This window comes from Pedobacter antarcticus, assembly GCF_900112985.1.
GTDB classification, from domain to species: Bacteria; Bacteroidota; Bacteroidia; order Sphingobacteriales; family Sphingobacteriaceae; genus Pedobacter; species Pedobacter antarcticus.
The window spans coordinates 351,836-370,279 of sequence record NZ_FONS01000003.1 but is presented as its reverse complement, the minus strand read 5'-3'; the positions used below and the strand labels follow the sequence as shown (position 1 = coordinate 370,279).

General features: G+C 39.2%; 17 protein-coding genes and 1 tRNA gene. 5 read left to right on the top strand and 13 right to left on the bottom strand.

All coding sequences use genetic code 11. The annotated features are described in order from the left end of the window. Positions 1-27: 27 nt before the first annotated feature. The 3 genes from BM192_RS09170 to BM192_RS09160 form a co-directional block, all read right to left on the bottom strand. Complete coding sequence (locus BM192_RS09170) at positions 28-855, bottom strand: hypothetical protein (protein ID WP_074963958.1); 828 nt, start codon at positions 853-855, stop codon at positions 28-30. A gap of 88 nt (positions 856-943) precedes the next feature. Then, complete coding sequence (locus BM192_RS09165) at positions 944-1,285, bottom strand: HepT-like ribonuclease domain-containing protein (RefSeq protein WP_037441696.1); 342 nt, start codon at positions 1,283-1,285, stop codon at positions 944-946. Then, entirely contained in the window at positions 1,272-1,607 is a 336-nt protein-coding gene (locus BM192_RS09160) for a nucleotidyltransferase family protein (protein ID WP_234797532.1), read from the bottom strand. The genes BM192_RS09165 and BM192_RS09160 overlap by 14 nt, the downstream gene beginning before the upstream one ends. A 220-nt stretch (positions 1,608-1,827) precedes the next feature. Between BM192_RS09160 and BM192_RS09155 the strand changes: the two genes are divergently transcribed. Continuing rightward, a complete protein-coding gene (locus BM192_RS09155) occupies positions 1,828-3,777 on the top strand; it encodes an ATP-binding protein (RefSeq protein WP_037441701.1) in 1,950 nt (649 codons plus the stop codon). Between the two features lie 151 nt (positions 3,778-3,928). Beyond that, complete coding sequence (locus tag BM192_RS09150) at positions 3,929-4,402, top strand: hypothetical protein (protein ID WP_139218421.1); 474 nt, start codon at positions 3,929-3,931, stop codon at positions 4,400-4,402. A 437-nt stretch (positions 4,403-4,839) separates the two neighbouring features. Here BM192_RS09150 and BM192_RS09145 read toward each other — a convergent pair whose 3' ends face one another. The 6 genes from BM192_RS09145 to BM192_RS09120 all read right to left on the bottom strand — a co-directional run bounded on the left by BM192_RS09145 (position 4,840) and on the right by BM192_RS09120 (position 9,975). Beyond that, positions 4,840-5,379 (bottom strand): hypothetical protein, encoded by a 540-nt coding sequence (locus BM192_RS09145; protein WP_139218420.1) that lies wholly within the window; start codon positions 5,377-5,379, stop codon positions 4,840-4,842. A gap of 621 nt (positions 5,380-6,000) precedes the next feature. Next, a tRNA-Arg gene (locus BM192_RS09140) sits at positions 6,001-6,072 on the bottom strand. A gap of 254 nt (positions 6,073-6,326) precedes the next feature. Beyond that, positions 6,327-7,253: a bestrophin family protein gene (locus BM192_RS09135; RefSeq protein WP_037441711.1), complete on the bottom strand. Its 927-nt coding sequence runs from the start codon at positions 7,251-7,253 to the stop codon at positions 6,327-6,329. A 21-nt stretch (positions 7,254-7,274) separates the two neighbouring features. Then, positions 7,275-7,766 carry a hypothetical protein gene (locus tag BM192_RS09130; RefSeq protein ID WP_037441714.1) on the bottom strand — a complete coding sequence of 164 codons (492 nt, stop codon included), beginning with the start codon at positions 7,764-7,766 and terminating at the stop codon, positions 7,275-7,277. Positions 7,767-7,931: 165 nt separating this feature from the next. Beyond that, positions 7,932-9,293: a HAMP domain-containing sensor histidine kinase gene (locus BM192_RS09125; RefSeq protein ID WP_037441717.1), complete on the bottom strand. Its 1,362-nt coding sequence runs from the start codon at positions 9,291-9,293 to the stop codon at positions 7,932-7,934. Next, entirely contained in the window at positions 9,277-9,975 is a 699-nt protein-coding gene (locus BM192_RS09120) for a response regulator transcription factor (RefSeq protein ID WP_037441728.1), read from the bottom strand. Before BM192_RS09120 ends, BM192_RS09125 begins: the two co-directional genes overlap by 17 nt. Before the next feature lie 182 nt (positions 9,976-10,157). Here BM192_RS09120 and BM192_RS09115 point away from each other — a divergent pair, with 182 nt between their 5' ends. After that, positions 10,158-10,694, top strand: coding sequence for a ClbS/DfsB family four-helix bundle protein (locus tag BM192_RS09115; RefSeq protein ID WP_037441719.1), 537 nt, complete (start codon positions 10,158-10,160; stop codon positions 10,692-10,694). A 250-nt stretch (positions 10,695-10,944) separates the two neighbouring features. Beyond that, complete coding sequence (gene mgtE / locus BM192_RS09110) at positions 10,945-12,318, top strand: magnesium transporter (protein WP_037441721.1); 1,374 nt, start codon at positions 10,945-10,947, stop codon at positions 12,316-12,318. 104 nt (positions 12,319-12,422) lie between these two features. Here mgtE and ychF read toward each other — a convergent pair whose 3' ends face one another. After that, the gene (gene ychF / locus BM192_RS09105) at positions 12,423-13,517 is read right to left on the bottom strand and encodes a redox-regulated ATPase YchF (protein ID WP_037439148.1); all 1,095 of its coding nucleotides are present in this window, start codon (positions 13,515-13,517) and stop codon (positions 12,423-12,425) included. Positions 13,518-13,640: 123 nt separating this feature from the next. Here ychF and BM192_RS09100 point away from each other — a divergent pair, with 123 nt between their 5' ends. Beyond that, positions 13,641-14,129: a hypothetical protein gene (locus BM192_RS09100; RefSeq protein ID WP_037439145.1), complete on the top strand. Its 489-nt coding sequence runs from the start codon at positions 13,641-13,643 to the stop codon at positions 14,127-14,129. On the opposite strand, the gene BM192_RS09095 is transcribed toward BM192_RS09100, so the two are convergent. The 3 genes from BM192_RS09095 to BM192_RS09085 all read right to left on the bottom strand — a co-directional run bounded on the left by BM192_RS09095 (position 14,126) and on the right by BM192_RS09085 (position 18,443). Beyond that, on the bottom strand, positions 14,126-14,821 hold the full coding sequence (locus BM192_RS09095; RefSeq protein WP_037439144.1) for a YgaP-like transmembrane domain: 696 nt from the start codon (positions 14,819-14,821) through the stop codon (positions 14,126-14,128). The two genes, BM192_RS09100 and BM192_RS09095, sit on opposite strands and share 4 nt — an antisense overlap. Then, on the bottom strand, positions 14,821-15,069 hold the full coding sequence (locus BM192_RS09090) for a hypothetical protein (protein WP_037439143.1): 249 nt from the start codon (positions 15,067-15,069) through the stop codon (positions 14,821-14,823). The genes BM192_RS09095 and BM192_RS09090 overlap by 1 nt, the downstream gene beginning before the upstream one ends. A gap of 224 nt (positions 15,070-15,293) precedes the next feature. Beyond that, a complete protein-coding gene (locus tag BM192_RS09085; RefSeq protein ID WP_051759703.1) occupies positions 15,294-18,443 on the bottom strand; it encodes an efflux RND transporter permease subunit in 3,150 nt (1,049 codons plus the stop codon). Position 18,444 lies beyond the last annotated feature (1 nt).

The following is an 18,444-nucleotide window of genomic DNA, read 5'->3' as shown; positions in this document are numbered from 1 at the left end:
CTGACACAAGACCCGACTAACAGTGCTTTATGATCTGGTCTGGTTAATGAGTTTGTCCATCAATGTAATAAAGCTTTTTCCGCTGAAGATTCCATTGGTTGCAGTACTGAATACGACCTCATTTTGTTTATTATAGAGATTGATTTGGTTAATCCAGTTGTTTACCGAGAAGCGTTCCAAATTGGAGATCATGATAGTTTTAGAGTCGATAATCAAACGATCTTTATAGACAACAATGTCCTTAGGTTCTACCTTGAGAAAGGAGTTGGTGCCAGTAGCAAATATCCTTTTTCGCAGAGAGGTTCCGTAGTTGATATAATTAAAAGTTACGCTTTTGTTATTTCCAAGCTCCGCTAAAATTTTGTCAACATACAAATGGGCATGCCGGTCAGTGATATAATTGATGGCCTTAAAGACCTTGCTGTAGCGTACAGTCAATATTTCCCAATCTCCTCCTGACCGGTTGCGGAACGCAAGGTTATTTGTCGTAAAACTTTTACCTGAGCTAAATAGATAAATATCTTCCATATCCCGGAAAAAGAGGGTTTTACTTTGTCCGTCATCTTCGGTGATAATTCCGTTCTCATATAAATGATGAGTTTTCCCCTGAGTCATTTTATAAACTGAAAATAAAATGATAAGCCCAAGGACCATAATAAATGCGATAACCCAATATAGCATATTAATGTCTCCGGAAAAGTTCATGCGTCCTTCTTTTACTGCGAGGATGCCTTTGAAATAAATCAGACCGGAAATACCTGAAAATAAAATGAATATAAAATAAGAGAAGTAAAGAAAGCCTTTCGCGGGGCTGTGTCTGCTGCTAAAAGCGCCTAATTGAGTTGTGTTTTCCATTAAAATTAATTGATATCTCTTGGTGGTCACTAACCATGCCATTTAGTCTATAAGAATAAACAATAATAATGGCGAGATATAATTGAATTTATTCATTTTCCGATATGATGATTTGGATCTCTTCTTCTAAATCAGGTAGTTTAGATGTGATGATGTCCCATACAATGTCATAATCTACTCCAAAATAATTATGAATTAGACGGTTCCGTGTATCGGACATTTTTCTCCATTCAATTTTTGAGTACACAGATTTGAAGTCAGGATGAACTTTCGAACTCGCTTCACCAATAATTTCCAGACTTCTTATAATAGCTCTGGACAAAACAGGATCATTAATCACAAAGTCTTTACTTTTTCCATTGACTACACTAAGAATAAAGGAAACCTCGTCAAGAATGTGTCTTAGCAGTTCAATATTAGATAGCAACATTTTCCGCTTGTTCAAGAATATGAGATCCGATATATTTACTTAGCGACTGGGGGGTGACCACTTCAACTTTTCTACCCAATAAATCTTCTAAGAAAAAGGATAGATCCATGAAGTTATCATAACTCTTTTGATCAGGATTGAAGTCAACCAGAAGATCTACGTCACTTTCGGCATTTAATTTCCCTGTTATAAAGGAACCAAAGATGCTCACCTTCGAAACACCGTAAGATCTCAACTTTTGGCTGTTTGCTTTAAGCAATGATACAAGTGTATGTTTATTTTGAACAGCAGCTGGCATGAATAAAGATACTAATAATAACAATAGTTATTTAGCACGTAGTCCTTTTTTGTGGTCTAAAATGTATAGTTAGTCTTTCTGTTAGGACTAAACTACACATCAGGCAAGCTCTTAAGATCACACAATGGTGAGGAACAATCATGATGATAGTGAAAGTAACCTGAGTTATTGATAAAAAACTAATAGAACTAGTTAAATTACGCTATAAAGTATTATATATTTGAGTTGTATTTAACCGATTAAGATGGCAAAAAAAGCTAGTTATGTTACAGGATCCCTATTCGAGGAGGGGTATTTAGTTAGGACCCTAGGTGCGCTCGTCCATACTCCTGATATTGCATTAACAGAACTAGTTGCCAATGCTTGGGACGCTGGAGCTACCAAGGTTGATATCTTTATTCCAGAAGAATACCATCAAAAACTTGTTGTAGTAGATAACGGTACTGGTCTATCAAAGGAACAATTTGAGCAACGCTGGATGAAGCTTGGGTATAACCGTTTAAGACACCAAGGTAAAAATGTAATTTTTCCTCCAGGAATATCGGGGAAAAGAATTGCATACGGTCGCAATGGAGTAGGTAGACATGGGCTCCTCTGCTTTGGTAGTGAATATACAGTACTGACAAGCCATGAAGGCAAATCATCAAAATTTGTCGTTACAACATTAAATGAGGAGCAGCCATTTGTAATAAAGGATGCTAAATATGGCAATTCGAATATCGCTGGTACTAGGCTTGAAGTTGTGGTAACAAAAAACCTACCAAAGGCAGAGAAAATTTTGAGAATCATTTCAGCCCGATTCCTACATGATCCTAATTTTGTAGTGTCTATCAACAAGCAGACCGTTAATCTGGAAGAACATTCGGGTTTAATTGACACAACAGAGTTGAAAGTGGGTGAAATTGTGCTTACTGCACATTTTATTGACTCATTGAAAAGCTCAAAATCAACTGCTTACCAAGGCATCGCTTTCTGGCAAAGCAATAGGCTTGTTGGCGAGCCCTCTTGGATATTGGGATTTGAAGCGGTGCTTGATGGTCGGACAACTTTTGCAAAACGTTATACTGTCGTGATTAAAACAAACGACCTTGCAGAGTATGTCTATGAAGATTGGACGGGCTTCAAAAAGGTAGCGCCGATGGATAAAGTATACAAAGTTGTCTCAGATTATATTTTTAAAATGTTGGGGGAGATTGCCAAAGAGAATGTTGAGGAAACTAAGTTACAGGTCACTAATGACTTTAAAAGAGAAATCGCTAGCTTATCTCCCTTGGGGAAATTTGAGGTAGATGAAGTAATTGAGGCCATTGCATTAGCTCATCCAACGGCACGACCAGAATCTTTAGCTATTGCAGTTGAAGCTGTAATCAATCTCGAAAAAACAAGGAGTGGAAAAGAGCTTATGGCAAAGCTTGCAAAGCTGTCGGATGCGGATATTGATGGACTGAAAACTTTGTTGGATAAGTGGTCGATCAAGGATGCGCTTATAGTTCTGGACGAGATTCATAATCGTCTTTCGGTTATTGAAGCTATTCGCAAACTGTCAAAGGATGAGAATGTTGACGAACTGCACGTACTTCATCCTTTGGTCACAGAGGCGAGATGGCTTTTTGGTCCAGAGTTCGAGTCAGCTGAATATGCTTCTAACAGACAGCTACACTCAGCGGTGCAAACAGTATTCAAAAAAAGGATCAGCAAGGAGGCATTCAACAATCATAAACAAAGGCCTGATATTGTACTGCTAAATGATTCTACTGCCTCAATTACAGGTACCGAATTTTTCGACAGTGACTCTAATCTTTCAACAGTTAATAAGGTGCTGATTATTGAGCTTAAGCGGGGTGCTTTCAAATTAACACGTGCTGAAAGAAACCAGGCACATGGATATGTTGAAGATTTTGTGAATTGCGGCTCACTGATTGGATCTCCATATGTTGAGGCTTTCGTTGTCGGAGATCAGTTCTCAGAAAAGATTACACCGATCTCGACTGTACAGAATGAAAATAAGATAGAACTGGGCAAGGTACGTATCACTACATTCAGCCAGCTTGTGGATACTGCTGAGAGGAGACTTTTTGGTCTAAGGCAAAAGTTGAATGAGAGATATGACGACATTCCCGGAATGGATCTATTCAATCAAAAATACCCTCCGCAACTTACGGTTGACTTTAAAAAAGACGGTACCAATAATTAAAATTATCCATTCCAACTGAATAAGGTATAGTAAAATAAGAAGTCCCAATCATTTTAGTCTTACTATTAAATCAGCATTATCTAATATCAAGAATTTTAATAAAATTGTACCTTAGCTATGGTTCATGCATTATGGTGAACTTCAAAATTCTATGGATATTTTTAAACTGCTAGCGATTATTTCGCCATTTGTATCTGCGGCCCTTGGAGGTTTAATTACTTATATTTTTACCATTCGTGGAAAGCGCTACGATCTCCTTTATCAAAGCAAAATACCTGCATTCAAAGAGCTGTCTTTAGAATTAACCGCATTCCGTAATTATTGCTTAGGTAAAGTCGCATCCGATGAAGGCAATGAGTTTTCTCCTTATCTTGAAGAAGGTAAAGGAACATTGACACATAGAACAGATATTGCATTATCTATTGCGCATAATGGAATTTTCTTTAAACCAACATCAAGGCAATCTGTGGGAGAATTAATGAACAATATGTCCATGCTGTGTAATATTGAATTAGGATTAGCAGCCGGTAAAGAATATGGTAATCTTAAGGAAAACTACTTTGAAATGGCGAACAAAACGTCCGATTTAATCGAAATGCTCTACAAAGAATTGAATCTAGGTTAGTTTCATTATCTCATGTGAATTATGACCAAGTGTAAATATCTCACCATTGAAGACGACAAAGGATTATATTACATATATTTTTTGCAAAATTCTTCATAGACTACAAGTACCTGTGTTTTTTGAAGGACTTTCATTATATAATTAAGCTAACGAACTTAAATGCACACAAAATATCTTACAAAAAAACCAAAGATGACCTAGAAGTTCTTATCAAGGTAGCTTCTGATTATGCGTACATAATTGGCTCTATTAAGAATTCAAAGAGTGTAGAACAGCCAACAGATTGGTTTTTGGATTGGTTTCTTTAGTACGGTATCTATCACTCGCACCACTGTTGACCCGATCAAGGTTTACTTTGTACTAATGCGAAAGAATAGACAGTACATTTTGAAATACAACTCTAAAGTTTTCTCAATTTAAATCTGAAAACGATCTAATTAAGGAAAAAAATCATACGGAGGGTTATTTGATTTTTTATAAGTTGCATGAATGGTGAAATACTTAAAAACACCATTTATGAGCATTTTTTTCTCAAGCGTACACTTAATTTGGTCATCATTAACCAAGAAAACATCTTTTGGCTGGATGACATATTTGTCATTATTAGCGCTACTTTTTAATATGAATTCATCTTTAGTATTCAACTCATCAAAAAGATAAAATGTAGGTTTGACTAAGTTCACAACATGCGGATTGTTTGTCAAATTGTTAGTATCCACCTCTTGTTCTGGCCAAGATATGTTGAAGATACGGCTGGAATTGACAATTATGTCTATATGGCTTTCTTTAACGAGGTTATTGATTTTAAACAAGTCAATTTCAGAGTTACCTTCAACTTCCGCTGAAATAATACTATAAGTACCTGCAGCTTTTTTAAATAATTCATGATTCGGATGCGGTTTTTCTTTCTTACACGCTGTGAAGAATAGAAATAAAATTGATAATATTATTAGCCTTTGAGTATTAAATTTCATCATGTGATTCGAATATAAAATAAATACCCAGTACAAAAAAACTGTACTGGGTATACGTTTTTAATGGGATGTCGTAATTCTAGGTTCGACATCTGAATTTTGTATCCCATCACTCGCGCGTTGGCTCCTGTTTTAACCTCGTTCTTAAATCTTTCTAATTCCTTATATATGATAATCAAGCGTAAGATCTGGCTTCAGGTCGAAAAACCAGATGAAGATTGCTTGCCGTTCATCACTTTAATTAATTTTCGTTCCGCTTCTGCGTATCTTTCAGAAAGCATATTATTGATGTAAGCAGAGTTGGTAACTTTTCTTTTTACCCTAGAGGTTTTTGGATCCCAGTCTTTAGCTAGACATTCAGATTCCTCGGCGTCTCACTTTGCCTTTAACTGTATATTGCAGTTGAATTGGATGTGTTCCATCGACATGTAATATGCCTTTGAACAATACAATTTTTAATGAGATTTTCAAAAGGTAGAGCAATTCTAAATGTCGTTGTACATATGGTGTCAATAAATGACGAACTATGGCGGACAAATTTTACTGAAAATATTAGCAAATAATCTTTTTAACAAAAAAACGGCCTGATTGTATTTCAAATCAGACCGCATTGTTCACTACCTGTGTTCCCGAAGGGATTCGAACCCCCATCTTTGGTACCGGAAACCAAAATTCTATCCATTGAACTACGGAAACATTCGGTCAAATATATAAAAATTGATTGAATCTTCGAGGTCGATTTTTACAAACTTGGACTAATTTCAATAAGGGCATTGGTGTTCAGCTTTTTAAGCCCTTCAGATACCACTTTTTGCATTTGGTGGGAACTTTGAAACGTGTTCAAGCTTCATTTTTCAATCTTACACCTTTAAATGCCCCAACAAGTTAGAAACCTACCAGGGCATTAAAGACTGTTTTTGTGGTCAACTATAAATGAGCTTTGGAAGCTGTTATAGCACGTAGAATATTTTAGATTTCTGACTAGCCGGACCGCTTATTTTCTCATCCTGCTTGTAATTTTCTTTCAGCATTTGCTTAATGTCGCGCTCAATTGTCCTGCAAATCGCAGTAGTAGGCGTATCTGTCGGTTTATTCTCAAACGGATCCTGCAGATGAATAGCCATTTTTTCAATCAGGAAGAATGAACTGGCAATAGCAATCACCAGTGGGATTTCTATAACTCCGAAAAATTCAATCAGGCCGAATGGAAGCAACATGATAAACAATACCAGTGAGAAATGAATATAGTGACTGTAGGTTGCCGGGAATACAGTATTCTTGATCCTTTCGCAACCACCCATTTCATTTGAAAAGGCAGTAAGCGTATTGTCAAGCTGGATTTGCTGGAAATCATTAAGCCATCCAAGTTTATGGGCATTCCGGATATCTATAGCCTGAAGTTCCTGTAGTGCAAGCGGGACATTAGAATAATTTTTAATGTGTTCCATGTCCTCTGCGCTGATTAACCGGTCAATGCCGGCTAATGGGTTTTGGTCACGCAGATGTTTGCTTAAGCTGATACACCAGGCGATTTGTCTTTTAGCCAGGCGTATGCAGAATGCTTTTTCATCTTCCGTATCAGGACTGCTGACAAAAGTCATCAGCTGTCTGGTCAACGTACGTGTATCGTTGACAATTGCCCCCCAGAGCGTACGCGCCTCCCACCATCTGTCATAAGCCTGGTTAGATTTAAAGGCTAACAAAAGTGAAATAACTGTACCTAAGATCGTCGGTACGGCAATGGGTATGGATATTCTGGTAAAATGAAAGGTATTATATAAAATCGCTATCAGTCCAGCGTATAGGGTAACGAAAACTATCTCTTTTATAATTTTTCCGAAAATGTATTTTACGGGTATATTCTCTTTTAATAACATAGTGTTCAGTTTAAAAGGTTTTTAATAAGCTTCTGCAATCATCTGCTTTGCGGTAGGAGCATTTTCTACCTGTTCGGTAACCAATTTTTTAATTGTCAGTACGGAAACGATCGGCAGCCCGCATTTGGAAGTAAGGACAAAAGGATCCAGGCTGGATTTATTCAGACTCGTATAAGAGCAATCCTTAGGATTGAGGATACAGGTCACGTCGTTTGCTTCAAGAAAATTTCTGAATGTGGCCATTGTACTACCAAAGAAGAATTCGGTTCTGATAGATACTACCTGAGGGCATTCTGCTTTTATCTGATTGCACCGTTCATAAAAACCGTCCGGGATATAATCATATTCTCTGGATCTTCTGGATAACATCAACAATTCGCTGATAGAATCAGAAAGCTTGAATGCATGAACAAAAATGAAGTTTAAGGATTCATTTTCATATTGTTCACAAAGGTTAGTTATACAGTCTAACGAATTCAGGCTAAAGTCGGTGGGGATAAAAATGGTTTTCATAAGTTTTATTTAAAAGTTTAGGATAACAATTATTACTTATGCAATTTTACCGCAGAGTCATTAAGATGGGATAAGAGAGTTATTAGATTTTGATTAGATTACAGAGGGCTTATAAGAGAAATACCCCGTTTTAGCGGGGTATTATTTAGAGTTATTAAAATTTGATTAGAATTCACTGGAGACGGGCAAGATTATTCGCATTTCTGTGCCTATTTTTTCTTCAGATATGATACCGATCGAACCCTTATGAATGCGGATAATATTCAGGGTCAGCGGCAGGCCTATACCAAATCCATCAAACTCTGTGGTGTTGGAAGCCCTGAAGAAAGGTTCAAAGATATGCTGCTGCTCATTTTGTGGAATACCGATTCCCTTATCTGTCACGATCAGACTTATTCTTTCCTTGTCAGAAGCAACCCGGACTTCCACTAGCTGATTGTTGGAATACTTACATGCATTGAGTACGATATTGCTTAAAGCAAGCTGCAATAAATTAATGTTACCATCCGTGTAAAGGGAAGTGTCATCTTCGGGAAGTGTGTCAAAATTAATCTGGACGTTACTTTCAGGATCTATTTTTTTGACAGAATCTGCAACCATCATCACCAATTCATCTACCCGTATCTTTTGCCAGTTTTGTCTCTTACCATCAAAACCGGTTTGTGCAAGCCCCAGTAAGCTGGTTGTTATAGCGGCAAGTTTTTCAGCATGGGAAAGAATTACTTTCGCCGATGCTCTTGCCTTGTCCGAAAGGTCCGGTTGAGAAAGCAGCAGTTCCGACTCGCTGGTTATAACACTCATTGGTGTTTTGAGCTCATGAGAAGCATTACTAACGAAGTTGTTTTGTGTAGCAAAAGCCGTTTCCAGTCGGTTAAGCATATTATTAAAGGTTTGGACCAGTTCAGATATTTCGTCTTTTCCCTCCAGCTCACTCAGTCTCATATGCAGATTATCAGCTGAAATCTTATTTACGCTGCGGATAACGGTTTTTACGGGCTTAACCGTGTAATGAGAGAAAATTTTTCCGACGAGGTAGGTTAAGAAGATTGCTATGAAGAAAACAATAATCAATATTTTTTTTAAAGTAGTAAGCTCTTCAAAACCTGATGGATTGGATGCTGTAATGATCACCATGTAATCTCCTTGATCGGTTTTAAAAAGCGAGCCTGCAAAAAAGTCTTTGTCACGGTTATAGCGGGCTTTACCTTTCTGGATTACATCCTGATAGAATGATGCGGGCAGCTCCAGCGGTTTTTTGAATTGACCGGAATTTTCGAGTTTAACGATGTATTCGCGCTCCATTTCCAGTTTTTCCAGATAGCGGGTTCTTACTTCTCTGTAAGATGCTGAATTTTGATCCGGATGGACATTGATCTCAGCAGCCAGATTAACCCTGGCTTCGAGCCGCTTGAAGAAATCATCAAAGTTGAAGGCTGAGACAAAGTAGAAAATAACTGCATTGATCAGGATCAGACCTGCGGTTGCAATTGTGAAAAATAGTAATGTAATTTTAGACTGAATTCGCATTTAAATTTTCTGTTTTCATAATGTAGCCCATTCCAAATACTGTATGAATTAATTTGTCCGGGTAATTGGTGTCAATTTTTTTGCGCAGATAGTTAATATATACATCGACCACATTGGTACCCATATTAAAATCAATATCCCATACATTTTCCAAAATTTGTATTCTGGACAGCACTTTATTTTGGTTCTTGACCAGATATTCAAGTAGCCTGTATTCCGTAGAAGTCAGGCTGACTGCATTTTTATTTCTAAATGCAGTTTTGGAAGACGTATTAATCTCCAGATCCGATATGGATATCATATCAGACTTGATTAAATCCCTGTTGCCTCTGCGCACCAGAGTTCTGATACGTGCTTCCAGCTCCGCAAATTTAAAAGGTTTAACCATGTAGTCATCGGCGCCGCTATCAAGTCCGGTAACAATATTTTCTGTACTCGCCAGGGCAGTCAGCATTAGAATGGGGACGTTTTCTTTTACTTTTCTAACCTCCCGGCAAATTTGAATACCATTTAATCCAGGAAGCATAATATCTAATATAATCAAATCAAATTCATGATTGAGTGCCATTTCCAATCCAGTCTGACCATCGACAGCCACACTTACTTCTATATTTGCATCATTTAATCCACGTACAATCACTGAGATCAGGTCATGCGTATCTTCGATAAGTAAGATCTTCATTTTTTTATTTTCGGAAAAATATAAAATCCTGTCAAGGATATATTCAATATCATTTACTTTAACCCTTAAATGACTTTCGGGATCCTGTTGAATCAAATGATAACTCTACATAGATGAACCGTTTAAATCTGTATTTGCCTCATTAGTTATTTTTACTAATTTAAGATTTAAATAATACTTATATGGCAGTTCCTACTACAAAGGCAGCTTTATTAGCTGAAATTCATCAGAGCTTCACGTTGCTACAGAAAGAGTTGAGCACAGTTCCTCCAGGTAAAATGCTGGAAAAATCTATGGATGGACACGCTAAGGGTACTTTAATATCAATTAATAACCTGATTGCTTATCTGATCGGATGGGGAGAGCTTGTACTGAAATGGCACAGTATGCGGCAGAAGGGGCAAGTTGTAGATTTTCCTGAAACAGGATATAAGTGGAATGAGCTGGGCCGGCTTGCCGGTAAATTTTATAAAGATTACGAAGACCTGGATTATCCGCAGCTAATCCAAAGATTAGCAAGTACTGTCTCTCTTTTAGAGACTTTAATTTCGCGCCATACAGATCAGGAATTATACGGAGAGGGCTGGTATGGTAAATGGACCATGGGGAGAATGATTCAGTTCAATAGTTCCTCGCCTTATAAAAATGCAAGAGGCAGATTAAGGAAATGGAAAAAGCAGCAGGCAGAGTCAGGAAACCTGGAAGTCGGCAGTCTTTAAAGGTTTAGCCGTTCAATTGGGCCGGAATCATTCTTCGAGTTTGCTGCTGTTTGAATTCGGGGTAAATTTTACGGATATGTAAGTTTTTGATTGTCAGTGACTCAAGTGTCGTTTTTTTAGTTGTAAAAGTTTAAAAAATATTTCCTCTCAGAAATACAATTTTTTGTGAGCTCCGCTGCGGTTTTTAAAAATAAAACATCACTTTTGCAATCAGGTTAGAATTATAAACATGTAAAATTGAGGGCTGTATATGGAAGAACAAGTAGTTGAAGAAGTCACCAGACTAATTGAGCTTAATGAAGAGGGGAAATTGGGGGAATATTTAGATACGCTCAATATTTCAGATGTCGAACATCTCATAGATGAGCTTCCACACTACGCAGTCCATTTTATCAATACCTTATCTATAAAAAGGGCGGTCAATGTATTCCGTATCCTTGATTTTCCTACTCAGGAAAAGATTATTAAAAAACTTCCTGGTGAAAAGCTAGCACAGCTGATTAATCTCATGCCACCGGATGACAGGACCTCCTTGTTTTCTGAGTTGAAAGGAGATGCTGTTAAAAAGCTGATTATTCTATTACCCGCTAAAGATAGGGTAGAGGCCCTTTCCTTATTAGGCTATAAAGAAGATAGTGTCGGTCGTCTGATGACGCCGGATTATATAGCCGTTAAAAAGGACTGGACCGTTAAAACTGTACTGGAACATATCAGAAGATATGGTAAAGATTCGGAAACCATTGATGTCGTGTATGTAATTGATAATGATGGTACGCTGATCGATGATATCCGGATCCGTGAAATTTTACTCGCCGATCCTAATGTACCTGTCGGTGAGTTAACAGATAATCGTTTGATCGCGCTGAATGCAAATGATCCGCAGGAAGAAGCGATTAACGTATTCAGGATGAATAATCGTGTGGCTCTACCGGTAACAGATGATCACAACGTTTTGCTGGGGATTGTTACTGTAGATGATATCCTGTGGATTGCCAATGAAGAATATACAGAAGATATGCACAAAATCGGGGGAACAGAAGCCCTTGATGAACCATATCTGGATATGCCTATTTTTGGGCTTTTTCGTAAAAGAATTGGGTGGCTGGTTGTTTTGTTTCTTGGTGAGATGCTTACTGCTACTGCAATGGCGCATTTTGAAGCCGATATAGCGAAGGCTGTGGTTTTGGCGATGTTCGTGCCATTGATCATATCCAGCGGTGGTAATAGTGGTTCACAGGCCTCTACATTGATCATTCAGGCAATGGCTCTGGGTGAGATAACAATAGGAGACTGGTGGCGCGTCATGCGCAGGGAAATCATATCCGGATTAATGTTGGGTATTGTACTAGGCGCAATTGGTTTTCTGCGTATTTTCGTATGGACCATGTTTACAGATATGTACGGCGAACATTGGGCACTAATCGGTATGACGGTCGGTGTGGCTTTGGTCGGAGTTGTTCTTTGGGGCTCGCTAGCTGGTTCTATGCTTCCTTTATTGTTGAAAAAATTAGGGGCCGATCCTGCAACCTCTTCGGCACCGTTTGTAGCAACGCTTGTAGATGTTACCGGACTAATCATTTATTTCTCAGTAGCTGTGATGTTCCTGAGTGGTGTACTGCTCTGATAATTCATCAAAATTATAATTATGGATATAAAAAAAGAGGATACCACATGGTATCCTCTTTTTTTATATCCTCATGTGTACCTTTCTGGTACTGACGAGGTGTGTTATACGTTAAAACGGAAATGCATGATGTCACCATCTTCCACGACATATGTTTTACCCTCTACGCCGAGTTTACCAGCTTCTTTACAAGCATTTTCTGAACCTAAGGTTACGAAGTCGGTATATTTAATAACTTCTGCACGGATAAATCCTTTTTCAAAATCTGTATGGATTACACCTGCTGCCTGAGGTGCAGTAAATCCTTTGGTAATTGTCCATGCGCGAACTTCCTGCACACCAGCGGTAAAATAGGTATATAGATCAAGCAGGCGGTAAGCTGCAACAATCAGTTTATTTACGCCTGACTCTGTAAGACCAAGATCGCCCAGGAATTCCTGACGTTCTTCATAACTTTCCAGTTCTGCAATTTCAGATTCAATCTTAGCAGAAATAACCAATACTTCTGCGTTTTCATCTTTTACACTTTCCTTCACACGGTCAACATAAGCGTTACCTGTTAAGACTGAGTTTTCGTCGACATTACATACGTACATTACTGGTTTCTGTGTAAGCAAGCCCAGGTCCTGGATAAAAGCAAAGTCTTCTGCCTCCAGTGCTGCAGAACGTACAGATTTTCCGCTTTCCAGATGAGGTTTAATAACACTTAGAATTTCAAAAGTCTTTTTAGCATCCTTATCGGTCTTAGCTAATTTTTCCACTTTTTGAATTCTTTTCTCCACTGTATCCAGGTCTTTCAGCTGTAATTCAGTGTCAATAATTTCCTTATCGCGGATAGGGTCAACAGAACCATCAACGTGAATTACGTTTCCGTCATCGAAACAGCGAAGCACATGGATAATTGCGTTAGTTGCACGGATGTTTCCCAGGAATTGATTTCCTAATCCTTCACCTTTGGAAGCTCCTTTAACCAGACCTGCGATATCTACAATTTCGATAGTATTTGGCACAATGCGATTAGGTTTAACCAGCTCAGCGAGCTTGGTCAGACGTTCATCAGGAACAGTAATTACACCAATATTAGGTTCAATAGTACAGAAAGGAAAGTTAGCTGCTTGCGCTTTCGCGTTTGATAAACAGTTAAATAAGGTAGATTTTCCAACATTTGGTAAACCCACTATACCACATTGTAATGCCATGAATTTTAATTTTCTAGATTTGGCGCAAAGGTATCAATTTTTTTAAATCCTGCTGTTAATAAACTTGCGGGGCTTTCAAATATTCTTTATGTTTATCCAATAAACTACCAATAGTATAATATTATGGACAACTTTGAAGAAATAAAACCTCAACACCAGGAAGAAGAAGAGGAAGTGAATGCGATATGGGTTACTGAAGATGTCAGAAGTTACCTGTATGATATGGCCAAATGGGCAAGGTTTCTTTCGATTGTCGGTTTTGTTTTCTCAGCTATGGTAGCCATGTCTGCATTTTCCGCAGGTGCAATTATATCTACGCTTTCAGCAGTTAGCCCGGCAAACCCGCTGTTGAAAATGGGGGCTGCCGGTTTCACTATTTTTTATCTGCTTATCGCTCTTATTCAGTTCTATCCAAGTCTAATGCTGTTTAAGTTTTCTAAAGCAGCAAATACAGCTGTGCTTTACGCCGATCAGCCTAGTCTGGGTGTTGCCATGGGGAAATTGAAGTCCTTTTTTAAATTTTGTGGAATCATCACAATGGTTGTCATTGGATTTTACATCATGATGATCCTAATGGTACTCGCTGTCGGAGTAGGTAGTTCAATGCTTTAAGCCCCGATATTCTGCTGGCTTTCGATATGATGTTTGAAATTTATAATTTCCTTGCTGAGCAATCCTTCAAAGTAAGGGTTGATCAGCCTGGCCACGCCAAGGCCTAAGCCTCCAGCCGGGGGATGATAAGATAACACAATTTTCAGTTTGGTTTGTCCTGTCTCGGCAACCGGTTCAAATTCAACACGGCCAACATGCTTCCAGACCGGGTCGTTTGTCGCCCGCCAGCCAATAAGCCGGCCAGGCTCATCCTTAACAATCTCAGCGGCCCATCTTACCGGGAATACATGGCCCAATACTTTTGACTTCCAGGCAGAGGTGGTTTCATCCAGCTGCTGTACATCCAGGAGATGTTTAAGGCTTCCGGGCAGATTATTTAGATTTCTCCAGTAATTGTATAAATCTGAAGCCTCCCTGTCAATAATAAATTCCCCCCGAATATTAACTGCATGAGGCCTTTTTGAATCAATTCCTAATTGTTCATAAACCAGGCAATGTCCGGTAACTCCCCTGTAAGCGAGATAAGCGCCGTATAAAAAACGTGATTTAAATGGCCGGGAAAGTGCGCTGCCAATGAGTACACCGCCTGCAAGCACAGAGACAAAGCGTTCAGTCAGGCCAATATTTACCAGATGCTGTTTTTCAATGCTGAATTTTCCTGAATGTAATTTGAGCTGATGATGTGTTTCCATTAGTCTAAATAGTTTAAGATTGATTCACCAACCCGGTTAATATCTTCCTGTTCGAGTTCACCCCACAACTGATCCCAGGTGCCTTCATGGTCCTGTCTGATTTCAGTTAGCATTTTACCGTCAGAATAGCATTTGAAGACGGGAACTCCATCACTGGTTTCATCCTGCTGAACCTTGATCAGCTTTTCATTCTGCTGCAATTTAACAGCAATCTCAAAGGTGGGATTGTTAGTTTCTAAATCTGCCATATTCTCGAGTTTAAAGGTCTGTTGATTTACCTGTTACAATCCAATAACAGCAAACAGGTTAATTCTGTTTCAGAAAAAATAGGGGACATCGATAGCCTTCAATTCAAAAAATGAAATTTTTTAAATACAGAAAGGGATTCCAACGGGAACCCCTTTTACTGTTTGGGATATCAATAATCTGCCAATCATTATATCCCCATATCCAAACGCAAACCAAATCTTTTTTAATGTATTGCAACTCCGAACTCATCTCTGGTGTCCGTTAGGTGCTTCGCTTTTTTCTGGTATGACCAGTAAAATACGATCGGATAGACGAACAAGCTGAAAAGCGTATTCGTAATCAACCCGCCGATAACAACTATTGCCAGTGGTTTAGACGCTTCTGAACCTATTCCGGTAGATAATGCTGCGGGCATTAATCCGATTGCAGCCATTAAAGCGGTCATAATAACCGGACGCATTCTGGTTGCGATACCATCCTGCAGCGCATCTGAGAAGCTCCAGGTCGGATGATATTTCAACTCCGCGATATTAGTTTTAAACCTAGTCAGCAAAATCACGCCATTTTGCACGCATATCCCAAATAAGGCAATGAAGCCGATCCCTGCAGAAATGTTAAAATTCACTCCTGTGATGAGCAGCGCGAGAATCCCGCCTACCAGCGCAAAAGGTACATTGTTCAATACGAGCAGGGAATCTTTGATATTGCCGAACAGAACAAAGAGGATAAAGAAAATTAGCAGCAGGCTGATAGGTACAGCTGTAGATAATCTGGCTGTTGCACGTTGCTGATTTTCGAAATCTCCGGCCCATTGCAGATGGTAACCTTTAGGCATTTTAATTGCTTCATTAACTTTTGCCTGCGCTTCAGCAATGGTACTTCCCATATCCCGGCCACGGATGGAGAACTTAATAGCACCGTAACGTTTATGACCGTCCCTGTAAATAATACTCGGGCCCGTAACCTTGTGGATAGTGGAAATCTCACTCAGTGGTACTTTCGCTCCCGACAGACTCTGAATACGGAGTTTGCCAATTGATTCCTCACTTTGTCTGAAGGAATCAGGATAACGGATCCGCAGGTCAAATTTCTTTTCCCCTTCGTAGATCTGAGTTGCCGATTTACCACCTACAGCCATTTCTATAACAGCATTAGCATCTTCAGTACGAACTCCATACAGTGCCATTTTAGTCTGATCAAGGTTGATCTGCAATTCTGGTTGCCCCAGGTTCCTTAAGATTCCAAGATCTTCAATACCCTGAACTGTTTTCAGAATGCTCTCAATCTTCTCTTCCTGATTTTCAATGAAGTTAAAGTCATCACCAAACATTTTTACAACAATAGAGCCTTTTACCCCGGATACTGCTTCTTCCACATTATCGGAAATAGGTTGGGAGAAGTTGAGGCTTATACCAGGAAAACCTTTGAGTTTTTCCTGCATCCTTTCGACCAGCTGTTCCTTGGTTTCTTTACGTTTCCATTCAGATTTCGGATAGATATCAACCATGAATTCCATGTTATAAAAGCCTGTTGCGTCCGTTCCATCATTAGGACGGCCCGTTTGTGATAAGACCTGCTTCACTTCATCAAAATGAAGTAATATTTTACGGATGTCATTTGACAGCTTAGTCGTCTCTTCCAATGAGATGCTTAAAGGGCCGCTCGCTCTCACATAAATAGAACCTTCATCTAATGAGGGCAGAAATTCTGTGCCTAGAAATTTGAAACTGAATATACCCAGGACCAGGATAATCAAGGCAGCGATAAATACGGGTTTTCTACGTTTAAAACACCAATTATATGTGCTCATGGTCGCTCTGGTAATTGTGCGCAAGAAGATATTATCCTTTTCCCGGACATTCTTTTTTAACAGCACGCTGGCCAATGCCGGAACCAGGGTAAAGGTGAGTATTAATGCACCTAATAAGGCAAAGCTTAAGGTCCATGCCAGTGGAGAGAACATCTTTCCCTCCACTTTTTCAAAAGTGAAAATCGGAAGCAGGCCGGTTATAATAATCAGTTTGGCAAAGAAAATTCCTTTTCCGTTCTCCAGAGATGCTCTTTTGATAATCCCAAGCTTACTCAGTTTATTGAATTTATCTGTACCAACCTGGTGAGATTTACGGTCCAGGGCTACAAATATTCCCTCGACCATAACAACGGCCCCGTCAATGATAATCCCAAAATCAATCGCCCCCATTGAAAGTAAGTTTGCTGACATTCCTTTCATCTTCAGGCAAATAAATGCGAATAAAAGGGCTAGCGGAATAATAATGGATACAATGAGCGTCGTCCTCCAGTCTGCCATGAACAGGAATACAATTACTGTTACAAAGATGATTCCTTCCATCATATTATGCATGACAGTATGAACGGCGAAGTCTACCAGATTCTCGCGGTCATAGAAAGTATTGATTTTGACATCTGCAGGCAGAATATTTTCATTGATGTCAGCAATTTTCTCTTTCAGTCTGGTTAAAACCTCACTCGGGTTTTCGCCTTTACGCATCACAACGATGCCTTCGACAACATCGGGGTCCAGATCTCTGCCGACCTGACCCAGTCTGGGTAATGAGCTTTCTGTTACCTCTGCTATATTTTTGACGTATACAGGTGTCCCATTCAGGTTGTCGACAATTACATTTTTGATTTCATCAATGTTATTCAACACCCCAATACCACGAACGACATAGGCCTGGCCGCCCTGATTGATTACATCTCCGCCAACGTTAATATTGCTTTTGGATACTGCGTCAAACAGTTCCGTAGCAGTTACACCATATTGAATGGATTTTTGAGGATCGACCGTGATCTGGTAAGTTTTAACCTCTCCGCCAAAGCTCACGACATCGGCAATGCCGGGAACAGAAAGCAGTTCTCGTTCTACCACCCAGTCCTGTAATGTTTTTAACTCCCGGATTGATTTCTGGTCACTCTTTAAAGTGTACCTGAAGATCTCACCCGTTGGCCCATAGGGTGGCTGTACTTGTGGATCGGCACCAGTTGGCAGATCTGCATCTGCAATATGATTGTTAATCTGAACCCTGGCAAAGGCATAGTCTATATCGTCATCAAAAGTAATTTTGACAATGGATAACCCAAATAGAGAAGATGATCTGATACTTGTCCTCCGCTCAGTTGGGTTCATCGCTATTTCCAGAGGACGCGTAACGAATTTCTCTACCTCTTCGGCGCTTCTTCCCGGCCATTGGGTGATAATAGTAACATTGGTATTGGTTACGTCAGGGAAAGCTTCTATTGTAGTGTGTTTAAAGCTCAGATATCCCGCAAGTACCAACAAAAAAGTACCAAAGAAAATGATGTATTTGTTTTTCAGCGAAAAACCTATAATAGCTTTAATGAATTTGTTCATT

Excerpts from the sequence above, each read along its gene's own strand:
- BM192_RS09170 (WP_074963958.1), bottom strand. The coding sequence starts at position 855 with ATGGAAAACACAACTCAATTAGGCGCTTTTAGCAGCAGACACAGCCCC.
- BM192_RS09165 (WP_037441696.1), bottom strand. The coding sequence starts at position 1,285 with ATGTTGCTATCTAATATTGAACTGCTAAGACACATTCTTGACGAGGTT.
- BM192_RS09155 (WP_037441701.1), top strand. The coding sequence starts at position 1,828 with ATGGCAAAAAAAGCTAGTTATGTTACAGGATCCCTATTCGAGGAGGGG.
- BM192_RS09150 (WP_139218421.1), top strand. The coding sequence starts at position 3,929 with ATGGATATTTTTAAACTGCTAGCGATTATTTCGCCATTTGTATCTGCG.
- BM192_RS09145 (WP_139218420.1), bottom strand. The coding sequence starts at position 5,379 with ATGATGAAATTTAATACTCAAAGGCTAATAATATTATCAATTTTATTT.
- BM192_RS09135 (WP_037441711.1), bottom strand. The coding sequence starts at position 7,253 with ATGTTATTAAAAGAGAATATACCCGTAAAATACATTTTCGGAAAAATT.
- BM192_RS09130 (WP_037441714.1), bottom strand. The coding sequence starts at position 7,766 with ATGAAAACCATTTTTATCCCCACCGACTTTAGCCTGAATTCGTTAGAC.
- BM192_RS09125 (WP_037441717.1), bottom strand. The coding sequence starts at position 9,293 with ATGCGAATTCAGTCTAAAATTACATTACTATTTTTCACAATTGCAACC.
- BM192_RS09120 (WP_037441728.1), bottom strand. The coding sequence starts at position 9,975 with ATGAAGATCTTACTTATCGAAGATACGCATGACCTGATCTCAGTGATT.
- BM192_RS09115 (WP_037441719.1), top strand. The coding sequence starts at position 10,158 with ATGGCAGTTCCTACTACAAAGGCAGCTTTATTAGCTGAAATTCATCAG.
- mgtE (WP_037441721.1), top strand. The coding sequence starts at position 10,945 with ATGGAAGAACAAGTAGTTGAAGAAGTCACCAGACTAATTGAGCTTAAT.
- ychF (WP_037439148.1), bottom strand. The coding sequence starts at position 13,517 with ATGGCATTACAATGTGGTATAGTGGGTTTACCAAATGTTGGAAAATCT.
- BM192_RS09100 (WP_037439145.1), top strand. The coding sequence starts at position 13,641 with ATGGACAACTTTGAAGAAATAAAACCTCAACACCAGGAAGAAGAAGAG.
- BM192_RS09095 (WP_037439144.1), bottom strand. The coding sequence starts at position 14,821 with ATGGAAACACATCATCAGCTCAAATTACATTCAGGAAAATTCAGCATT.
- BM192_RS09090 (WP_037439143.1), bottom strand. The coding sequence starts at position 15,069 with ATGGCAGATTTAGAAACTAACAATCCCACCTTTGAGATTGCTGTTAAA.
- BM192_RS09085 (WP_051759703.1), bottom strand. The coding sequence starts at position 18,443 with ATGAACAAATTCATTAAAGCTATTATAGGTTTTTCGCTGAAAAACAAA.